Source organism: Pseudoxanthomonas kalamensis DSM 18571, from assembly GCF_010211745.1.
Taxonomy (GTDB): Bacteria; Pseudomonadota; Gammaproteobacteria; order Xanthomonadales; family Xanthomonadaceae; genus Pseudoxanthomonas_A; species Pseudoxanthomonas_A kalamensis.
The window spans coordinates 467,385-486,529 of the sequence record NZ_PDWQ01000002.1; the positions used below are offsets into that span (position 1 = coordinate 467,385).

The 19,145-nt window shown below is 60.5% G+C and carries 21 protein-coding genes; 2 read left to right on the forward strand and 19 right to left on the reverse strand.

Going from position 1 to position 19,145, the window contains the following annotated elements; all coding sequences use genetic code 11:
• Nucleotides 1-17 precede the first annotated feature (17 nt).
• Together CSC70_RS06185 and CSC70_RS06190 are read left to right on the forward strand one after the other, a co-directional pair.
• Entirely contained in the window at nucleotides 18-2,144 is a 2,127-nt protein-coding gene (locus CSC70_RS06185) for a TonB-dependent receptor family protein (protein ID WP_162455775.1), read from the forward strand.
• Between the two features lie 178 nt (nucleotides 2,145-2,322).
• The gene (locus CSC70_RS06190) at nucleotides 2,323-3,252 is read left to right on the forward strand and encodes a hypothetical protein (RefSeq protein ID WP_162455776.1); all 930 of its coding nucleotides are present in this window, start codon (nucleotides 2,323-2,325) and stop codon (nucleotides 3,250-3,252) included.
• A 241-nt stretch (nucleotides 3,253-3,493) separates the two neighbouring features.
• Here the strand turns inward: CSC70_RS06190 and CSC70_RS06195 are convergent, their stop codons facing one another.
• From CSC70_RS06195 to CSC70_RS06285, 19 genes are all read right to left on the reverse strand, one after another.
• Entirely contained in the window at nucleotides 3,494-3,838 is a 345-nt protein-coding gene (locus CSC70_RS06195) for a 2Fe-2S iron-sulfur cluster-binding protein (RefSeq protein ID WP_162455777.1), read from the reverse strand.
• Nucleotides 3,816-4,256, reverse strand: coding sequence for a tautomerase family protein (locus tag CSC70_RS06200; protein ID WP_162455778.1), 441 nt, complete (start codon nucleotides 4,254-4,256; stop codon nucleotides 3,816-3,818). Before CSC70_RS06200 ends, CSC70_RS06195 begins: the two co-directional genes overlap by 23 nt.
• Before the next feature lie 19 nt (nucleotides 4,257-4,275).
• Nucleotides 4,276-5,031 (reverse strand): SDR family NAD(P)-dependent oxidoreductase, encoded by a 756-nt coding sequence (locus tag CSC70_RS06205; RefSeq protein WP_162455779.1) that lies wholly within the window; start codon nucleotides 5,029-5,031, stop codon nucleotides 4,276-4,278.
• A gap of 4 nt (nucleotides 5,032-5,035) precedes the next feature.
• Nucleotides 5,036-6,094, reverse strand: a complete 1,059-nt coding sequence (dmpG, locus tag CSC70_RS06210) for a 4-hydroxy-2-oxovalerate aldolase (RefSeq protein WP_162455780.1) — start codon at nucleotides 6,092-6,094, stop codon at nucleotides 5,036-5,038.
• A complete protein-coding gene (locus CSC70_RS06215) occupies nucleotides 6,094-7,017 on the reverse strand; it encodes an acetaldehyde dehydrogenase (acetylating) (RefSeq protein WP_162455781.1) in 924 nt (307 codons plus the stop codon). The genes dmpG and CSC70_RS06215 overlap by 1 nt, the downstream gene beginning before the upstream one ends.
• Nucleotides 7,014-7,238 carry a tautomerase family protein gene (locus CSC70_RS06220; protein ID WP_162455782.1) on the reverse strand — a complete coding sequence of 75 codons (225 nt, stop codon included), beginning with the start codon at nucleotides 7,236-7,238 and terminating at the stop codon, nucleotides 7,014-7,016. The genes CSC70_RS06215 and CSC70_RS06220 overlap by 4 nt, the downstream gene beginning before the upstream one ends.
• A gap of 17 nt (nucleotides 7,239-7,255) precedes the next feature.
• A complete protein-coding gene (dmpH, locus tag CSC70_RS06225) occupies nucleotides 7,256-8,062 on the reverse strand; it encodes a 2-oxo-3-hexenedioate decarboxylase (protein WP_162455783.1) in 807 nt (268 codons plus the stop codon).
• A complete protein-coding gene (dmpE, locus tag CSC70_RS06230; protein ID WP_281349593.1) occupies nucleotides 8,059-8,889 on the reverse strand; it encodes a 2-oxopent-4-enoate hydratase in 831 nt (276 codons plus the stop codon). The genes dmpH and dmpE overlap by 4 nt, the downstream gene beginning before the upstream one ends.
• A 2-nt stretch (nucleotides 8,890-8,891) precedes the next feature.
• Nucleotides 8,892-9,551: a glutathione S-transferase family protein gene (locus tag CSC70_RS06235; RefSeq protein ID WP_162455784.1), complete on the reverse strand. Its 660-nt coding sequence runs from the start codon at nucleotides 9,549-9,551 to the stop codon at nucleotides 8,892-8,894.
• A gap of 8 nt (nucleotides 9,552-9,559) precedes the next feature.
• Nucleotides 9,560-11,020: a 2-hydroxymuconic semialdehyde dehydrogenase gene (locus tag CSC70_RS06240; protein ID WP_162455785.1), complete on the reverse strand. Its 1,461-nt coding sequence runs from the start codon at nucleotides 11,018-11,020 to the stop codon at nucleotides 9,560-9,562.
• An 80-nt stretch (nucleotides 11,021-11,100) separates the two neighbouring features.
• Nucleotides 11,101-11,517, reverse strand: coding sequence for an NAD(P)H-dependent oxidoreductase (locus CSC70_RS06245; RefSeq protein ID WP_162455786.1), 417 nt, complete (start codon nucleotides 11,515-11,517; stop codon nucleotides 11,101-11,103).
• A gap of 9 nt (nucleotides 11,518-11,526) precedes the next feature.
• A complete protein-coding gene (locus CSC70_RS06250; RefSeq protein WP_162455787.1) occupies nucleotides 11,527-12,588 on the reverse strand; it encodes an NADH:ubiquinone reductase (Na(+)-transporting) subunit F in 1,062 nt (353 codons plus the stop codon).
• A 4-nt stretch (nucleotides 12,589-12,592) separates the two neighbouring features.
• On the reverse strand, nucleotides 12,593-12,949 hold the full coding sequence (locus tag CSC70_RS06255; RefSeq protein ID WP_162455788.1) for a phenol hydroxylase subunit P4: 357 nt from the start codon (nucleotides 12,947-12,949) through the stop codon (nucleotides 12,593-12,595).
• Nucleotides 12,950-12,959: 10 nt separating this feature from the next.
• Nucleotides 12,960-14,477, reverse strand: coding sequence for a YHS domain-containing protein (locus CSC70_RS06260; protein ID WP_162455789.1), 1,518 nt, complete (start codon nucleotides 14,475-14,477; stop codon nucleotides 12,960-12,962).
• Nucleotides 14,478-14,522: 45 nt separating this feature from the next.
• Nucleotides 14,523-14,795: an MmoB/DmpM family protein gene (locus tag CSC70_RS06265; protein WP_162455790.1), complete on the reverse strand. Its 273-nt coding sequence runs from the start codon at nucleotides 14,793-14,795 to the stop codon at nucleotides 14,523-14,525.
• Between the two features lie 11 nt (nucleotides 14,796-14,806).
• The gene (locus tag CSC70_RS06270; RefSeq protein WP_162455791.1) at nucleotides 14,807-15,799 is read right to left on the reverse strand and encodes an aromatic/alkene monooxygenase hydroxylase subunit beta; all 993 of its coding nucleotides are present in this window, start codon (nucleotides 15,797-15,799) and stop codon (nucleotides 14,807-14,809) included.
• A gap of 46 nt (nucleotides 15,800-15,845) precedes the next feature.
• Nucleotides 15,846-16,139: a phenol hydroxylase subunit gene (locus CSC70_RS06275; protein WP_162455792.1), complete on the reverse strand. Its 294-nt coding sequence runs from the start codon at nucleotides 16,137-16,139 to the stop codon at nucleotides 15,846-15,848.
• 9 nt (nucleotides 16,140-16,148) lie between these two features.
• Nucleotides 16,149-17,084 carry a catechol 2,3-dioxygenase gene (locus CSC70_RS06280; protein ID WP_162455793.1) on the reverse strand — a complete coding sequence of 312 codons (936 nt, stop codon included), beginning with the start codon at nucleotides 17,082-17,084 and terminating at the stop codon, nucleotides 16,149-16,151.
• Nucleotides 17,085-17,419: 335 nt separating this feature from the next.
• Nucleotides 17,420-19,144: a sigma-54-dependent Fis family transcriptional regulator gene (locus CSC70_RS06285; protein ID WP_211369432.1), complete on the reverse strand. Its 1,725-nt coding sequence runs from the start codon at nucleotides 19,142-19,144 to the stop codon at nucleotides 17,420-17,422.
• Between the last annotated feature and the right edge of the window lies 1 nt (nucleotide 19,145).

The window sequence follows — 19,145 nt, forward strand, 5'->3', positions numbered from 1 at the left end:
ATTCCGAAGAGGTAGCGATGAACCCCCTCCGGCCACTGTTGCCTGCCGGCCTGGTCGCCCTGCTGGTGTCCGGTCAAACCCTTGCCGATGAGGCCACCGTGCTCGACCGCATCGTGGTCAGTGCACGGCTGGAAGGAGTGACGGCGTTCGACACTCCGGCTTCGGTTTCGGTCGTGGATGTCGACGGCGATGCCATCAGCGCCGGCATCAATGTCTCCGACTTCCTGCAGACCGTGCCCGGACTCAGCGCACGCGACCGGCAGAATTACGCGCAGGACACCCAACTCTCCCTGCGCGGATTCGGTGCCCGCTCGACCTTCGGCGTGCGTGGCGTGCGACTGTATGCCGACGGCATCCCGGCCAGCATGCCCGATGGACAAGGCCAGGTATCGCATTTCGCTCTGGCCGGGGCGGAACGCATCGAGGTCCTGCGCGGACCGTTCTCGGCACTGTACGGAAATTCCTCGGGCGGCGTGTTGCAGATTTTCAGCGCCGAGGGCCAGGCGCCGACACAGGGGCATCTTCAGGCCAGCATCGGCCGCGACGACAGCCGCAGCATCGGCGCCAGCCTGCGCGGCGCCAATGGCGGCTTCGGTTATGCCCTCAGCGGCAATCGCTTCGACACCGATGGCTGGCGCGACCACGGTGCGGCGCAGCGCGAATCGCTGAATCTGAAACTGCATTACGACACTGCCGGCAATGGCCGACTGCAATTGGTTGCCAACCATTTCGATTCCCCGGACTCCCAGGATCCGCTTGGCCTGACCTGGGCGCAGGTACGGGAGGACTCGCGGCAAGCCACTTCGGTGGCCTATCAGTACAACACCCGCAAGTCGGCTGGCCAGGACCAGCTTGGGCTGTCGTTCGAACAGCAGCTGCGCAATGGCCATGGCTTGCGTGCAATGGCCTATGCCGGGCAACGTGATGTCGAACAATACCTGTCGGTCCCGACATTCGCCCAGGCCAACCCGCTCAGTTCGGGCGGCGTGATCGACCTGGATAACGACTTCGGCGGCGGCGACCTGCGCTGGAGCTGGCGCGGCGATCTTGGAGGCCACGGGCTGGAACTGACCGCAGGCCTGAGTGCCGACCGCCAGCGACAACACCGCCGCGGCTACGAGAATTTCATCGGCGAGACCCTGGGCGTACCCGGCGCATTGCGGCGCGACGAGCGCAACACGGTCGAAAACTTCGACCAGTACGCCCAGGCCTGGTGGCAGTTCGCACCACGCTGGTCGCTGCTGGCCGGCGTGCGTCACAGTGCCATCCAGTTCCGTTCGCGCGATGGCTACATCGCCACCGGCAATCCCGACGACAGCGGCAGCATCGAATACTCGAAAACGCTGCCGGTTGCCGGCCTGTCGCTGCAACCCAACGACTCCCTGCGCCTGTACCTGTCGGCCGGACGCGGTTTCGAAACCCCGACCTTCAACGAACTGGCCTATCGCGCCGACGGTGCCGCCGGACTGGCCTTCGATCTGCGTCCGGCGGTCAGCCGCAACCTGGAACTGGGCGGAAAATGGCGCAATGGCGACGGCGCCTCGCTCGAGGCCGCACTGTTCCGCGCCGACACCGACGACGAACTGGCGGTGGCACGCAACGTCGGCGGGCGCAGCAGTTACCGCAACGTCGGCCGCGCACGGCGGCAGGGTTTCGAGCTGGCCGCAGCACTGCCACTGGCCGCCCGCTGGCGGATCGACCTTGCCTACACCTGGCTGGATGCGCGTTTCCGCGACAGCTTCCCGATCTGCACCGGCAGTGGCTGTACCGACCCCACCACCCAGGTGGCGGCCGGTACCCGCATCCCCGGCAGCGTACGTCAACAAGCCAGTCTGGCCCTGCGCTGGGACAGCGGCCCGTGGCAGGCCGCGCTGGAATGGCTCGGCGTCAGCGACGTCAGTGTCAACGACAGCGGCAGCCAAAGTGCGCCCGGATACGGTCTGCTGAATGCCGAATTGGCCCACAACTGGCAATTCGACGGCCAGCGACTGCGCGCCTTCGCGCGGATCGACAATCTGACGGACAAGGCCTACATCGGGTCGGTCATCGTCAACGAAGGCAACGGCCGCTATTACGAACCTGGCCCCGGCCGTGGCCTGTTGCTGGGGCTGCGTCTGGATTGGTCCGCATCACGCGAAGAATGATCCCCTATGATGGCTGCGTCCCGGAACCGGCGCAGCCGTCATGAAAAACAACGGGTTCAAGCCGACCTGCTTCGCCTATCCCTACCTGGACGACCGGCACGTCCTGGGATCGGCGACGGCCGCTGGCCTGTGCTTCCACGACCTGCATTTCCGCGACCCGAACAATATCGACGCCTTCGTGCCGGAAGAGATCACGCCCTTGTTCGCGATTCCCGGCAGAGGTCTCGACAGCCTTGATGGCGCCGTCCAACTGGACGGCCGCCGTTTCGCCGGCCTGCATTGCGATGTTCCTGCAGTGTATTTCGATCCCGGCGATGGTCGGTTCAAGGTCCGCAGCCCGCAGGACGGCACCGCGGTCGACCGCATGGCCACGCACCGGGAAGGCCTGACCTGCATGGACGCCCATGTCTGCATGGGCATGTCGCTCGAACAGCTGAAGCTGCGATTGCTGGACATGTCCTTCGGCGTCATCCCCGGCTTTCAGCACAGGATCGAAGCGACTTATCGCTCCCTGTTCGATGCTCGCAGGAATGCGATCAAGGGCAAGGACGCAGACTTCACCGCCAAGGTCCGCGGCAAGGCCTTCGACAGGATTTTCGCGGACAAGATCCTGCCGTTCCTGCAGCCGCACGGATTCGAACGGCACACGAAGACCTCCAGGCGACTGGTCAAGCGGCTGGCGAACGGACTGTCCGCGTGCCTGTTCTTCGAATACATCCGCTTCGGCTCGGGCTCGTACCGGGTCACTCTGGTCTATTTCGACGACGACATCGGCACGATCGAGCACGACGACTATCTGGCCCATGTCGATCTGGCGTTTCCGCTCCGCGACATGAAAGCCCGCAATGCCGAACTGCTGGAATTCGATTCGGATTACTGGCTGCGCGGGATGGAACTGTACGTGCTGCCCTTCATCGAAAAATATTCCGACCACCGCAGCATCCTAGACAATATCCAGGCCAGATCGGCCCTCGCCCCACTGCGGGAAAGACTCGGAGCCGATACGTTGTCGCCGAAGCCGGCATATTTTTACGAGCTGCCCCCAAGCAGGAGGGAGCGTTGCCTGGAAATCCTGAGCCGGAAATCTGCACTGACCGCAAAACCATGAAAATGCAATCCAGGCCACTTCAATGTCTGGCATGACGACGCCTCCATTGAAGACTCCGAACACTACAGGTCGCGCCAAGGCCAGATGGCAATGCATGTAGATACCCACCAACCCGATGTCGGCAAGCAGTGCCTTCGTTCTGAATTCGCCATTCAGATATGAATGACTCCTTGTCTGACCTTGCTGATCCGGCAACCATCCGGCGCCATTGGCCCAACACAAACCATCAGTGGTTTTTAGCTTATTGCGCCGAGGGGCCTTCGGCTCCAAGGCCCTTCTTCATCGCCTTGCGCATTCCACCCACGACGCGGAGGCTCAGATTACCGCATGCGCGGATGCGGCATGCCAACGCGATGCCTTCGGCCTGATCCGCCTCGGTGACATGTGATCGACTCATCGGTCCCGCCACATATTCGCCGGAAATCACCTGCACCTTGCAGACACCACAGCCCCCTCCGCGGCAACCTGCGGGGATGCCTCTGCGGCCGGTTCGAGCCATTGCGCTCAGAACGGGCTCATCAGGGCGACAATCGAAACACTCGCCCGTATCTTCAATGCACACCTCATGCGGCGGCATGATCATCATCCTTCCGTGCTTCCATCCGCGCATCGATCTCGTGCCGTCGCAATTCCGATGCCAGTACTCCGCCAATTGCCCAATCTTCGGGATCGAGCTGGATGCACCTGCCTCGAACCCGTTCCCGGCGCACATCCATGATTCTCACCAGCAGGTCCGTGAACCCCGCCAACAGTTTTTGACGTTCCGACAGTGGGCGCCCCTTCAGGACAAAAAATTCGAACAAGGGTGCATCAGGGCCGTGCTCTGAAATTTGCACTCCGGCGACGGCAACACAGGATGCGGGATATGCCCTGATGAAGACGCGTACCCGCTCGATGGGAGCGGCCAATACATCTGCATACAGCGTACTGGCCTGCACGAGCAGGTCCTTCTCCCGCTCGGCGGTGACGCAACCTTCACTCAAATGGAACCATACGACGGGCATCGTTCGTTTCTTCCGCCTCTCAGGAGCCGCGACGCCTGCCGGCATCGACCATGAATGCAGAACCTGTCGACGATGACGCTTCCGGCGCCAATAGCACCGAAACTGCCCAGGCGACCTGCTCCGGCGTCGTGAATTCCCCAAGTGCCGCTTCATCACGCATTTCGCTCAACACGGCCTGCGCTTCGACGCCCTTTTGCAGGGCGCGCCGTTCAACGATGCGACGCAAGCGCGGGGTGTCCGCCGGTCCTGGCACCACCAGGTGCGCGGTAATGCCGCGGCGCCCGTATGCAAGCGCCAATTGCCTGACCAGATTGGTCAGCGCCGCGTTCGCGATACCCGGAGCGCAGGCATAGTCCGTCGGCTCGAAACCATAATGCCCGCCGATCGCGATCAATCTGGCGCCGCACACGAGCCGGTCGTCCAGTGCACGCAACACCCGCAGCAAGCCCCCCGCCTTGATATTGGTGGCCTCGCCAAGTGCGCCAGGCGCTATCTGCGCCACGCCACCGGGTTGCGACAAACCCGGACCATGCACCACTACCTTGACCTCTTCATCGACCGCGAGGCGGATGGCCTCGATCGCCTCGTCCGAGCCGATATCGGCCACGCATGGCACCAGTCCGGGAATTTCGTCTCGCAGGATATCCAGAGCTTCGATGCTGCGCGCAACCGCGACAATGCGAAGCCCCTCACAAGCCAGTCGTCGGACGATGGCATTGCCGAACTCGCCGGTAGCGCCTACCACCACCGCAACCCTGGCACCTGCTGAAGACATGCCTTTATGCCGCCTGACGGGACGACCCGCGCTCCTTGGCCATCGTCATCGCGGTATCGAAGATCATGTCCTCCTGGCCACCGATCATCTTTTTCCTGCCCAGCTCCACGAGGATGTCGCGCGAGGAAACCCCGAAGCGTTCGGCCGCGCGTTTCGCATGAAGCAGGAAGGTCGAATACACCCCGGCGAATCCGAGCGTCAACGAATCACGATCGACGCGGACCATGTGATCCATCATCGGCACGATGATGTCTTCCGCAACATCCATCAACTTGAACAGGTCGGCTCCGGTTTCGATTCCCATGCGGTCGCAGACCGCAACGAACACCTCCAGCGGCGTGTTTCCCGCTCCTGCACCCAATCCGGCTACCGATGCATCGATCCGGGTGGCACCCGCTTCGATCGCAGCCAGCGAATTGGCTATGCCCATTCCAAGGTTGTGATGACCATGGAATCCGATCTCCGTCTCCGGCTCGAGCACTTCGCGCAAGGCGGAAATTCGTGCAATCACGTCCGCCGGCAGCATGTAGCCCGCCGAGTCGGTGACATACACGGTGTGCGCCCCATAGGACTCCATCATCTTGCCCTGCTTCGCGATACCCGATGGGTCGTTCAGGTGGGCCATCATCAGGAAACCGCTGGTGTCGAATCCGAGTTCGCGCGCACAGGCCATGTGCTGCGGCGACGTGTCGGCCTCGGTACAGTGCGTGGCGACATGCACGCTGCGGGCACCATGATCCCAGGCGGACTTCAACTCCTTCATCGTGCCCAGCCCGGGTATCAGCAGCACCGAGACCTTGGCTTGCTTCATTCTCGACGAAACGGCTTCTATGTACTCTTCGTTGCTGTGCATCGCGAACCCATGCTGAAGCGAGTTCCCGCCCAGCCCTGCACCATGGGTCACCTGAAGATACGGCACACCCGCATCATCCAGCGCAGACCCGACCTTGACCATCTGCTCGATACTGATCTGTTCACGCTTTGCGTGCATGCCGTCGCGCAGACACATGTCATGAAGAACCACCTTGCGCCCTTGCAACGGAGATAGGGATTCGGTATTCATTACGCGGCCTCCACGGCGGTAGGGATGAAGTTTCCTGCAAGCATCTCTTCTGCGAACATCTCGGCAGTACGTGCCGCCGAGGCAGTCATGATGTCCAGGTTGCCCGCATAGCGCGGGAGGTAGTCGCCCAGACCGGCGACTTCGAGGAATACCGAGACCTTCCTGCCATCGAAATCGGGACCATTGACTAGTTTGTACCCGGGCACGTAGCGCTGCACCTGTTCGATCATCTCCATGATCGACGCGGTGATCTTTTCGCGGTCCGGATCGCTTTCGGTCAGGCAATAGATGGTATTGCGCATGATCATTGGCGGTTCGGCCGGATTGATGATCGCCAGTGCCTTGCCCTTTCCGGCTCCGCCGACAACCTCGATCGCGTTGGACGTGGTGTAGGTGAATTCGTCCAGATTGGCGCGCGTTCCCGGGCCAATGGATTTCGACGAAAGGCTTGCAACGATTTCCGCATATGGAACCGTTTGCACGCGCGATACCGCGTTCACGATGGGAATCGTCGCCTGTCCCGCACAGGAGATCATGTTGACATTCATCTCCAGCTTCTCGGCATGTTCGCGAAGATTGACCGGCGGCACGCACAACGGGCCTATCGCCGCAGGAGTCAGATCGATCATCATCACACCGAGCGCATTCAGCTTCCGGCTGTTCTCCGGATGAACGTAGGCGCTCGTTGCATCGAAGGCAATTCGGATATCGTCTTCCTTCACATGCGGCAACAAGCCATCGACACCATCCGACGTTGTCTTCAACCCCATGTCGCGGGCACGTGCCAAGCCCTCCGATGCCGGATCTATTCCGACCAACCACACAGGCTCGAGGATTTCGCTGCGCAATAGCTTGTAGATCAGATCGGTACCGATATTGCCTGAACCGATGACGGCACAGCGTATCTTGGTCTTGTCGTTCATATCGCCTTCTCCACACTGGATCCATTCGGGCGCGACGCACGTTGCGTCTTGTGCTTTCCGGCCACAAAGAATTCCATCGGACCGTGTTCCGTAATCAGGATGCGTACGCTTTCCGACCTCACCCCGAGCGTGCGCACTACTGCCTCGGTAACCGCCTCGGCCACCGCACTCTTCTGGTCATCCGTACGCCCCTCCATCAGGTGCATCTCGATGATTGGCATGTCATCTCCCCACTGATTCATTCAACGAACCGCATCGAAACATCACCCAACTCCTGGAACCGTGCGACGATGCTGTCTCCCGGCGCTACCGGAATTGCCTCGGTGATTCCGCCACTCATCACGAAGCTTCCTGCCGGCAGGCTTTCGCCGAGCTCGGCCAGGATGTTCACCAGCATCGCGACGGCTCTTGCAGGGTGACCGAGCACTGCAGCAGCAGCGGCAATGCCGACGGCTTCTCCGTTCTTCTCCATCACGACGCCGAGACTTCGCAGATCAAGCTCGTCCGGATACCTCGGGCGACCTCCCGTCACGAAACGGGCGGAAGATCCATTGTCGGCAACCACGCTGGGCAGATCGAACTTGAAGCCTGAAAACCGCGAGTCGATGATCTCCACCGCCGGCAGCACGAAATCCGTGGCTGCCAGAACCTTTTCCGGTGTACAGCCAGGTCCGGACAGCGACGCCTTGGTGACGAACGCGATCTCGCATTCCACGCGCGGATGGACCAGGTCGCTGACTGAAATCGCCGAACCTTCCGGGCGCGCCATGCGATCGGTGAGAAAGCCGATGGAAGGCTGATCCACACCCATCTGCTTCATCTTGGCCAACGACGTCAACCCCGCCTTCCAGCCTACCAGCCGCTGTCCCTGGGCGATGAATCGGCGGCGCAATTCAGACTGCACTGCATATCCATCGGCGAGCGTCATGTCCCGGTATTCGTCGGTAAGCTTCGGAATCGCACGGGCCCGTGTTTGCGCCTCCTCGATGCGCCCGGAAAGGCGCACAATGTCCTCCCGCGCAAGCGTGACATTCGAAAGACTCATACTGCCGCCCTCCCGGAAAAACGTACCCGGCACTGACCGAGTCCGCCGACGGTGCAAACCAGCTCATCGCCGTCTTTGACCGGCACCAGCGACGACTGCGAACCGGACAGGATCACTTCTCCCGCCCGGAACGGAAGACCCAATTCGCCCAAGGTGTTGGCCAGCCAGACCACCGCATTGACCGGGGAGCCCTGTACCGCAGCGCCTGCCCCGGTGGAATACAATTCGCCGTTCTTGTCCAGCACCATTCCCGCCAGGGTGAGATCCAGCTTTCGCGGATCTCCCTTGGACTTGCCGAATACGAACACGCCGCAGGACGCATTGTCGGCCACGGTATCCTGGATCCGGATTTTCCAGTCGGTGATCCGAGAATCGACGATCTCGAAGCACGGCGCGACATAATCCGTCGCCCGAATCACGTCCGTCGCCGTGATACCCGGCCCCACAAGATCGTGCTTGAGCACGAACGCCAGCTCCGCTTCGGCCTTCGGCTGGATCAACGCATCCAGGTCGATGTCCTCTCCTTCCGCATACACCATGTCCGACGTCAACTGCCCGAAATCCGGCTGGAACACCCCGAGGAAGTCCTGGACCGGCTTGCTGGTCACGCCGATCTTCTTGCCGACGATGGTTTCTCCGGCCTCGACCCTGCGCTCGACGTAACGCGACTGGATGCGATAGGCATCCTCCAGCGTGATGTGCGGCTCCCGCTCCAGCAGGGGCGCAACGGTACGACGCGAACGCCAGCATTCGAACAATTCATCGCCGTAGAGCTGGATTAATCTATCTTCCATGTGCAGGTCCGTTGTTGAATGAAGAATGCTCATCGCTACCCATCGATCCGGATGCCTTCACGTTCGACGATTCGCTTCACCGCAGGCCTGGAATGGACGATGTCCATAAGCGTGGAGTAGCGCGGATAGTCTTTCCACATATCCAGGCCAATACGGTTGCCCCACCGGTAAAACACGAGCAGATAGGCATCCACGACGCTGAAGTTTCCGCCAAGGGCATGACCCTGCTTCGGCAGACGCGCCTCGATATCCCGATAACTCTCGACCGCCAAAGCCCGTCCCTGCTCGGCAATGCCTTCGATGACGACGGGGTCCCGAGCGAATCGGTCCGGTCGGAGCACAGCCCTGATGCCGGTCTGGTGCAGATTGGACGCCAGCCAACTCATCCACTCCAGGCTGCGCGCGAACAATTCCGGATCGGAGGGCAGCAGACCGGCTTCGACATGCTTCTGTCCAAGATACGCAAGGATGGCGAGCGACTCCGTGAGGACTCGCTGGTCTTGTCCGGGATCGATCACCAACGCAGGAACACGCCCACGGGAATTGATCGCCAGGTATTCCTCTGTCCGGTGCTCTCCTTTCGCGATTTCGGCACGAACGGCCTCGTAGGCAACGCCCAATTCCTCAAGCACGATGTGCGACGCCAGCGAACAGGCACCTGGCGAGTAGAAGAGCCGATATTGCAAACTGCTCATGCCCAGATTCACAGCTTGATGCAAACGTTTCGGGTTTCGGTATAGAACTCGAGCGAGTGCACGCCACCCTCGCGACCAATGCCAGAATGCTTGCTGCCGCCGAATGGCGTGCGCAGATCTCGCAGGAACCAGCTGTTGATCCAGGTGATACCCACATCGATCCGCTCGGCGATGCGGTGCGCACGAGCCAGGTTCGTCGTCCATACCGTGGTCGAGAGTCCATATTCGGTATCGTTGGCCAGCGCGACCACTTCATCTTCGCCATCGAACGGACGGATGTGACAGCACGGCCCGAAAATTTCTTCGCGCACGACGGAGGCGGTTTCGGGAAGACCTGTCCAGATCGTCGGCTGCACCCATGCGCCCTCCGCGAGTTCCGGCGGCAACTCGGGTATGCCGCCGCCGGTCACCACCTCGGCGCCCTCTTCCACGGCACGCCTGTAGTAGGACAGGACCTTCTGGCGATGTTCGTGGGAAATCAACGGTCCGTAGTCGTTGGCCTTGTCCTGCGGGCGGCCGTATCGAACCTTCTCCACGCGGGCCTTCAACGCCTGAACGAACCGATCGAAGATCGGACGTTCGACGTAGACACGCTCGGTGCCCAGACACACCTGTCCGGTATTGAGGAAAGCGGATCTGAATATGCCATCTACCGCCGCGTCGAAATCGGCGTCGGCGAAAACGATACCGGCATTCTTTCCACCCAGCTCGAACGAAACGTCGCGGATGCCTTCGGCCGCGGCCTTCATGATCGCGGTACCCGTACGGGTTTCTCCGGTGAAAGTGATCGCATCCACGCCCGGATGCATGGTCAGGAATTCACCCGCAGACCCCGGGCCAAAGCCATTCACCACATTGTAGACTCCGGGCGGAATGCCGACCTTGTTCATGACCTCACCGAGCAGGGTGGCGGTCGCCGGAGTCTCCTCGGATGGCTTGACAACGACAGCATTGCCGCATGCCAGCGCCGGACCCAGCTTCCAGGTCATCAGCAGGAATGGCGCGTTCCACGGGCAGACCACGGCCACCACGCCCTTGGGCACACGGATCGCATAGTTCAACGCGCCACGGCCATCGGGCGTGGCCATGCGGAAGGCCTCGGTTGGTACATTCTTCACGACATCCGCGAAGATGCGGAAGTTCGCCGCACCGCGCGGGATGAACACATGCTCCATCACATGGCGGGGTTGGCCGGTATCGGCCATTTCCGCTTCGACGAAGTCCTCGAAACGACGGTTGATCTCCGTCGCGACCGCATAGAGGAGTTCGACGCGCTTTTCGGTGGTGAACTTGCCCCAATCGGACTCCATCGCACGCCGCGCTGCCTGCACTGCAGCATCGACATCGGCCTGCTTGCCTTCACCGACTCGAGCAATGACGCTTCCATCCACCGGCGACCGTTTGTCGAAATACTCCGCGTTCGCGGGTGCGACGAACTTGCCGTCGATGAAATGCTCGATGCTGCGCATGACTCCTCCCTTGCGTATCTGCAGCAGAGCATCAAACGCGCCCAATCAGAGAGCGCAAGTACTCTGCCCCTGTCGTTTGCTTATGTACTGCTCAGTCTAGGAAGCACCGGGAGATACCGTCCAATACCTTGTTCTCCGGCTATCGATACGCCTGAGGCATCGACAGCATCGCGTTCCAGCGGCCGGGTCCTGTCGTCGAAGCGCGCCAGGTCCGGCATTGTCGGTACCGGGGGCTGGTCTATCCGCCCGAGATACGCCCGATATCGCTCCAGCAACGCCACTCGCTCGTCTCCCGGCAGACCCAGAGCATGGGAAGTATTCGGGACCTTGCCTCTCCATGAAACCCGATCCCCTGCCACAGCATCGAATTCCTGACAATAAAGGTCCGCGACCACGACATCATGTTCTTGTTGGCGGGACACCCCGCCAACCGCCTCGCACATGGCGCTGCAGAACGACCGGGGCTTCGGATATGCGTGAACGATCAGAACGTTCATCCTGGTTTCTTACAGGGTGCGGAATAGCGGACTGCGGACCTGCTGTGCATCGGCTGCCGAAATGAATTTCTCCGTATGAATGTCGCGCTCGAACAGGCGGCCCTGCATCAGGGTGGAAATGCAGGCCTCGATCATAAGAGGCGGACCGCACAGATACGCCTTGTGGCCGCGAAAATCTCCACCGAAATGCGCCTTCGCCGCCTCATGCACATAGCCGCGGAATCCCGTCCAATCCGAATCTTCCGGCTCGTGCGAGAGGGCCGGAACGTAGGTGAAGCTCGCATGGCTGTTTGCCAGCTCCATCAATTCATCGTGGTAGTACAGTTCGTCCCGGTTGCGCTGGCCATAGATCAACGTGATCGGCAGCGTACTGCCTTCGGCAAGCAGATCCCGGATCATCGATCTCGGGCTCGACAAACCAGAGCCGCCTGCCATGAAGATCGACGGCAGACCGGCGGATTTCTTCACGAAGAACCGGCCATACGGGCCGGAGAGATGCACACGATCGCCGACCTTGAGCTTTTCATGTACGTAGGTCGTTCCCGACCCGCCCGGAACGATGCGAATGTTGAGCTCTATTTCGTTCGCACTGGTTGGAATATTCGCGAGCGAGAACGCACGCGTGCCGATGTTATCCGGCAGGTGCAGGTTGACGTACTGGCCAGCCTGGAAGCGCAAACCCTCGGGAGTATCTAGCCTCACGAAAACGCCTTTGATCGTCGGCGTCAACGACTCAATCCGCACCACCGTGCCATGATAGTCATGTACCGGAAGGTTCTGCGCATCTTCGTCTTCCTCGATTTCCGCTTCGATCACGATATCGCTCTGCGCGCGCGCGCAGCACGCCAGCGCTTTTCCTTCCTCCCGCTCGAAGTCCATCAGGGCAAATGGAGATGCCTCTCCGAAATCGACTTCGCCATCGACGACTTTCACTTTGCAGGTCGCACACAAGCCGTGCCCGCACGCGTGCGGCAAGTAGATTCCCGCGCGCAACGCAGCATCCAGGATGGTCTGATCGTCCTCGATCTCTATCGTCTGGCCGAGCGGCTCAATGGTCAGCTCATAACCCATTGCGTCAATCCTGCGGCGCGAGCGAGTTGAGACCCGGGGTGTCGAAGCGCAACATCGCCTTGTGGTGGATTCCATTATCCGAAAGCGTAGCGTCGAAATCCGGCGTGAACTTCCGGTTCGCCTTCAACCATTCGACTTTCCCCCAATCGACCTGCGAAGCATCAGGGTCGGGCTGTATCAGCGCCGTGATCGGCCCATTCACCAGTTCGCGGAAGGTCATGTCGGGGCTGACGTAAAGCAGGAACGGTGCGGCGAAGAGCAAATGCCGGTCCCAGCTCGCGTAGACGAGCTGGTTTCCGTGAAAGCCAGCGACCGAATCCTTGTGGTCGAACACGTAGGGTTTGGTGGACTTGACGGCCATGACGGATTCCTCAAACGTTGTTTGACGCGGCAGCCGCGCGCCAATTGTTGAAATTGCGTTCGTCATGCGAACCCACGTAGTCGTGGTTGTCCTTGCCCTCGACCATGCCGACCCAATCCATCCATTGGGGGATATCGCCCTGCAGTTCGCGGAACAACGCGGGCATCGGCATCCAGGCCTGGATGTATTTCTCCGGCTCGTTCTCGAAGATGTGCTGGCAGCCGTCCGAGCAGAAGTGATATGTCTCGTCGCGATACTCGGTTTCACGATGGCAAGTGAGCGTCGGGTCGTCCGGCTCGGTGAAGATGCAAGGCAACTGGCACACCTGGCACAAACGCGCCAGACCAACGTTCTTCAACGGCGTTCCGGCCGCGGCCAGCTTCTTCAAATGCTCCCAGCGCGGACGATAGTAACGATCGAAGGTTTCCGGGTACTTCTTCGACAGCCACTCGAAATCGTCGTCCGAGGGAATCCAGGTGTGGAATGCAGTACCGAAGTTCCATTGGTACAGCGCCAGCATGAACTGATGCGGCACGTGATCGATGCTCTTTTCTGCATCTTCCCAATGCTTGGGCGGCTTGATTCCGTAGCGCGCCAGATCGCGGAACAGCGCATTTCCGTTTTCGACGCCGTAGATGTTCCATGCCTCGCGCCAGCTCATGACCCGCTTGGGCAACATGTAGTCCATCATCGCCCCGACTAGGCCAAGGATGCGAATGCCTCGCCAGAACCATTTGTCGATCCAGCCCTGCACGATGGGCAGGTTGTCCGGATCCTGCTCCAGCATGAACTTGATGCATTCCAGGCCGAGCGTCATGTGGCGCGCTTCATCCGATTGCGCCGAAAAGCCGAAAGTCACGGTCGCAAGGTCGCCATTGTAGGCGGCGCCCGACATGAATGGCACGAACAGAAGATTCGTCAGCACATACTCGAACGAAAATCCGATCGCGATCATGAATTCGAACGGGCCGGCTGTCATCGCATCGTCGAAGAACGAGCGCGGAACGGTGGCGTACCAGATTCGATCCCGCTGCTGCGCGAAGGCGTGGAAGCCCTCGTAGTATCGGTTGTAGTTGCTCATCGCGTGGATCTGCGTCTGTGCATGACGCAACTCATCGAGCGCCTGCATCTGGCACGCGACCTGCGTGCCCACGCCGGCGAATTCCCGGCCAGCACGCGCGAACCCCTTGTGCGCGCAGTATTCGTTCGGGCTGATGGCCTGCAAGAACAGCTTGATCGCAGAAAGATAACGCGCGTCGGTAAGATTCAGATGACCGTTGTTCTGGGCATGCGCATCGATGATCGCATAGAACTTCCGCTCCTTTTCCGCCTGGTACTTCCAGTACGAGTCCATGGTCAACCGGAACGGGTCTTCCCACTTGTCCCAGTCATGGACCTTGATCCCCTCGAAATTCAGATAGGGATGGATTTCCTCATGAGTGCGGTAGCTCGGCTCCCAGCCGAGGTCGCGCGTGAGCAGGCGATATTTATCCTTCAGTCCGAGCTTTTTCTTGGCGTGGGTATCCATGGTGGTTTCCTTGGGGGGGGGTATCGTTGCGTTCGCTATTCGGGATCAACCGTTCCAACTGATCGTCAGGGCGTCCTCGTCTTCATCGACGTTGCCGCCCAGAGAAATCAGGTTGACGAGCAGTTCCTGCAAGTTGTAATCGTCCCGGCCCAGTAATTCGGCAATGGTTTCCCGCTTGACGACCAGCCTGCCTGGCGCATCGATCTTGACCATTGCGGGTTCCCGGTTGACGCGCGCTTCCGGATTGTCCTGCTGGATGGCCTCGATCACCGGGCGGGTTTCTTCATTGGCCTGCAAGGCCAGGAATACGGTAGACATCCTGCTCTCCTTCAGATCGAAATGCCGGCCTTCGACAGCCGCATCTTGAACGCATCGAAAGTTTCAGCCAGGGCATCGTCGGCCTCGCTTCCGAGTGCGATCGCCGTGATCGGCAACAGCGCCGAAGCGGCGCGACCGCTCCAGTGGCCGCTCCACTCCTCGAGCGCCGAGCGGTTCTCGTCCGACTCCGCGGCCATCGTCTTGACCACCGAGTCCACCCACTTGCGGGTCTCCTCGAACCAGTCGCGCATGAAGCTGGTCAGCATCGCAACTGCCTGCCCTCCCCTCGATGCAATTTCCTGATCGACGATCCGCTGATACACCAAGGGATACAGCAGGCCATCGAGCGCAAGGTTCTGAGCTATGAAGTTCTCGACCGGATCACGGACCACGAGCGTGTCTTCCACATAGCGGCGCAGCCCTTGCCATGCTGGATCCTGCATCCATGCGCGCTTGCCCTCATCCAACGCCTTGACATCACCCAGCAACAGGCCAATGCGCGAGAGGTACTGCGCGATGCCAAGATCGTCCATCGCCTGATAGTTGCATGGCTGCGTGAACGTGGTTCCATAACCGTACCCACAGACAAAAGTATTGTTCAGATTCGCGCCCCAAGCCGCATGGCGCAAGGGCACAAGAAGCTGCAAAGTCAACGCCAGAATCTCGTCGGGAAGCATCTCGACCAGTCCGCGGGATTCGACGAATGCGAAGTTCGCCTCCGTGTTCTCTTGTTGCCGGGCGCGTGCCAGTGTGTAAGTGCTGTAGTAAAACTGTCGCGGATCGCGGATCGCATACCAATCCTTCATCCGCACGCGCGAGAGGGTTGGATCGTACAGTTCCTGGTCCGGATCCCAGGTCGGGCGGTAGTGCATGTTTTCCACGACCTGGACGTCGTAGCTGCCTTCCTGATAGCGCGATGCGGGCTTGTCGCCGAAACGGCGGGCCAAGTGATCGTAGGTCTGACGCACAGGCTGGATCGCTACGGTTCGAAGATCAATCTGCATGGGTAAGCCTCTGGTTCGGCCCGCGGAAGACGCGGGCCGTAAGGATTCAGTTGCGGAAACGCTGCTCGCGCGCGTCGGACAGATGCCAGTCGAATTCGTTCTCCTCCTCATTGCACTCCAACATCGGCCTGTCCGCGGAATTCGGCGGCAAATGTACCGGCTTGCGATCACGGCAGAAATCCTCGAAAGCGTCACGAGTCAGGATCATCTCGATGAAAAGCTCGGGCTCTCCGATCGCGAACTCGAATTCGACGAAATCTCCACGCTCGCCGGTGACACGGACGAAATTCCGACATGTGTCGAACGAGGCCGGCGCCTCCATCGTCAATGGAATGGACATGCCGCGACCTCAGGTGACCACGGTGAGGAAAGTGTCGTGCAGCTTGCGTTGCACGTAGTCCAATCCTCCTCCTTCGCCAAGACCATCGAATGTCCAAGTCAGCGGCTCCTGATCGGGATACGCCTGACGATCCTCCCTGAAGGTCTCGAAACGATTCCCGGACGGATCCCACGCATAGATGGTCTTACCGCGCGTGACGCCGTGCCGGGTTGGGCCGATATCCACCGGAACCTTGTAGAAATTCATGATGTCACCGGCACGCAGCACGTCCTCCCAGCTGTCCATCAGGAAGGACAGGTGATGCAGCTTCCCCGGTTCCGGGTATTCGGCGAAGGCGATATCGTGGGACTTGATCGAACATGCCAGGAACACGATCAGATTTTCCGTACCCTCCGGATTAAGAACCCGCTCGGCCACGGTGAATCCAAGCACCTCGGTGAACAGCTTCTGCACCGCCGAGACATTCGGCCCATACAGCAGCAAGTGATCGAAGCGAATCGGAGCGATTCCATTCCGCGTGTCCGGCGCCCACGGCGTCGGATTGACATCTCCGCAACTGTTGCCGATCGACTTTTTATCCGCATACAACTCCATCACATGTCCGCTGGGGAGCGTGAAGCGTACTCGCTCGCCAGTCGCCAACAAGTCGCCCGCCGGAACTCGCTCCGTCTGTACTCCGTATGCGTTCAAATCCGCTTCGAGCTTGTCGAGCGTGGCCGCGTCAAGCACCTTGAAACCGAAAAAATCCAGGCCGGCATGATCCGCCTGCCGAAGGATGACGCTGCTGTGGTCGAACTCGTCACGACACTTCAGGTACACCCGCCCCTGGTCATCTCGGCCGGTCTCCTCCAGACCCATCACGTCGCGGTAGTGTCGGACACCTTCATCCAGATCCAACACCCGCAGCTGAGCATGTCCTGGCCGCAGGACGCCTGTCATTGCCATGGTTCTTACCTCCCAGTCGATTGCTTGAATGTCGATGCCTCGCACGAAGACGAGCGCGCTTCGATTTACGGCAGCGCATTGGCTGTCCATCAGCTACCTAGCAGAAGGCGTGCCAACCGGACAACCCTTGTATTTGCTGACGATCAGGGCACCCATGCGGCGACGCACCATGACGTTTTTGAACGCAATGGCAGTCCGGGTTGCAGTTCGGTAAAGCTGCACTGCAGCATCAAGAATCGCGAACACACGGCATTGTTTTCCGCACGCTGATTAGGCAACGGACGAATAGGTGCGAATACGATGGAGGATGCTGCGCGGCAGCGTCCGATGCAGTGTCAGGAAGAAGAAGCTTCGCCGCCTGTGCCCTGCTTCAGCCGATAAGACAGTTGCCGCCTCGTGATGCCCAGTGATCGTGCGGCATGCGTCATGTTGCCACCCGAACGCTGCATGGCCAGAGCCAGGAGTCTGGCCTCGTGACGCTCCAGGTCGAAGCCATCCTCCAGCAACTCGTCGTACAGGCGGGAAAGCCGGGCTTCACGCTCATTGCCCAGTGCTCCGCTGGAATCCAGTTCGGCCCCCGTTTCTTCTCGTGGCGCACCGCTGGCAAACAGATGGTCGATCTCGACAAGCCCCCCGGGGGGAGCCAGCAATACGGCACGCTCGATCATGTTCTCGAGCTCCCGCACATTGCCGGGCCACGAATGCGCGAGCAGGGCATGCATCCCTCGCTCGGAGATGCCCTGAACCTTTTTCCCGTAGGCCTCCTGGTATTTCTCCAGCAGGCTCGCTGCCAGCATCGGGATGTCGCTGCGTCGCTCCTGCAACGGCGGAATCGTGACCGGATAGGTCGCCAGGCGGTAGTACAGGTCCGCCCTGAACCGGCCCATGGCGATGGCCTGCTGCAAATCGACGTTGGTGGCTGCAATAAGACGCACATCGACCTTTCGCGAGCGATCATCCCCCAGCCGTTCCACTTCCCCGGTCTGGAGCACCCTCAACAATTTCACTTGTGCCGCAGGCGAGAGGTCGCCCACCTCGTCGAGAAACAGCGTTCCACCGTTGGCGCGCTCGAACCGACCGGCTCGCGATGCATCGGCGCCGGTGTAAGCACCCTTCTGGACACCGAACAATTCCGACTCGATCAGGTCATGCGGGATCGCGGCACAGTTCACCGCGACGAACGGGGCATCGGAACGCGGCCCGTGATCGTGCAGCCAACGCGCGAACATCTCTTTGCCGACACCGGTCTCGCCGAGCAGCAGCACCGTGATCGGACTGGCCGCGGCCTTGCTCAGCAGGTCGAAGGCGGCGCGGAATGAAGGCGCCATGCCGACCAGATCGCCAGCGGGAATCTGTTCCCGTGACCGGCCGCGCAACTGCGCCAGTTCCTCTTCCATCGCACGCATCGGGTCGTCGCTGTCGTTCTCGCCGAAGTAGTCGGAATAGACGTCCTCTCCCCACGCTTCCGCCGGCTTGCCGACGATGGTGCAGGTGTCATCGCCGCAGCAAACACATTGGGTCTCCTTGAAGACGATGAAGCGGTTGAAGTACCGGGTGACGAACCCTGTCGCATAACCCATGACGCTCCAGCAGGCGGCATCGTCTCCCACGCCGAAGGCGTTCAGATGAGCCTCGGCCTCCCATGAGTCCTTCAGATCGACCTCGCCGAAGAAACTGCCGTTCTCCCAATCGATCTTGGCATCGGTAATCGTGGACTTGACGATACCTTCGAAACCGTGCAACTCCGGCCCGAGCCGGAATACATCGTAGTTGTCTCCCCCATCATGCAGCTTGAGTGCCACCTCGGCGTCGATGGAACCCGAGATGAAGCCCATCCGCAACATCAGGATGCGGGCGCGCCGGGTGCCAAGCACACGGATCAGTTCCGCCCTGAGCGCGCCCATCGCCCTGGCGTGGGTCAGCAGCATCCGGTTTTCGTCCAGCCAGATCCGCCCCGCACCCAGATCGAAGCGCAGATGCGAACGCAGATTGAACTGCTCGATCAGGCGCTGCATTTCGGGCGCCATCCCGCTGCCGCATACTGCAGTGACCGAAGACACG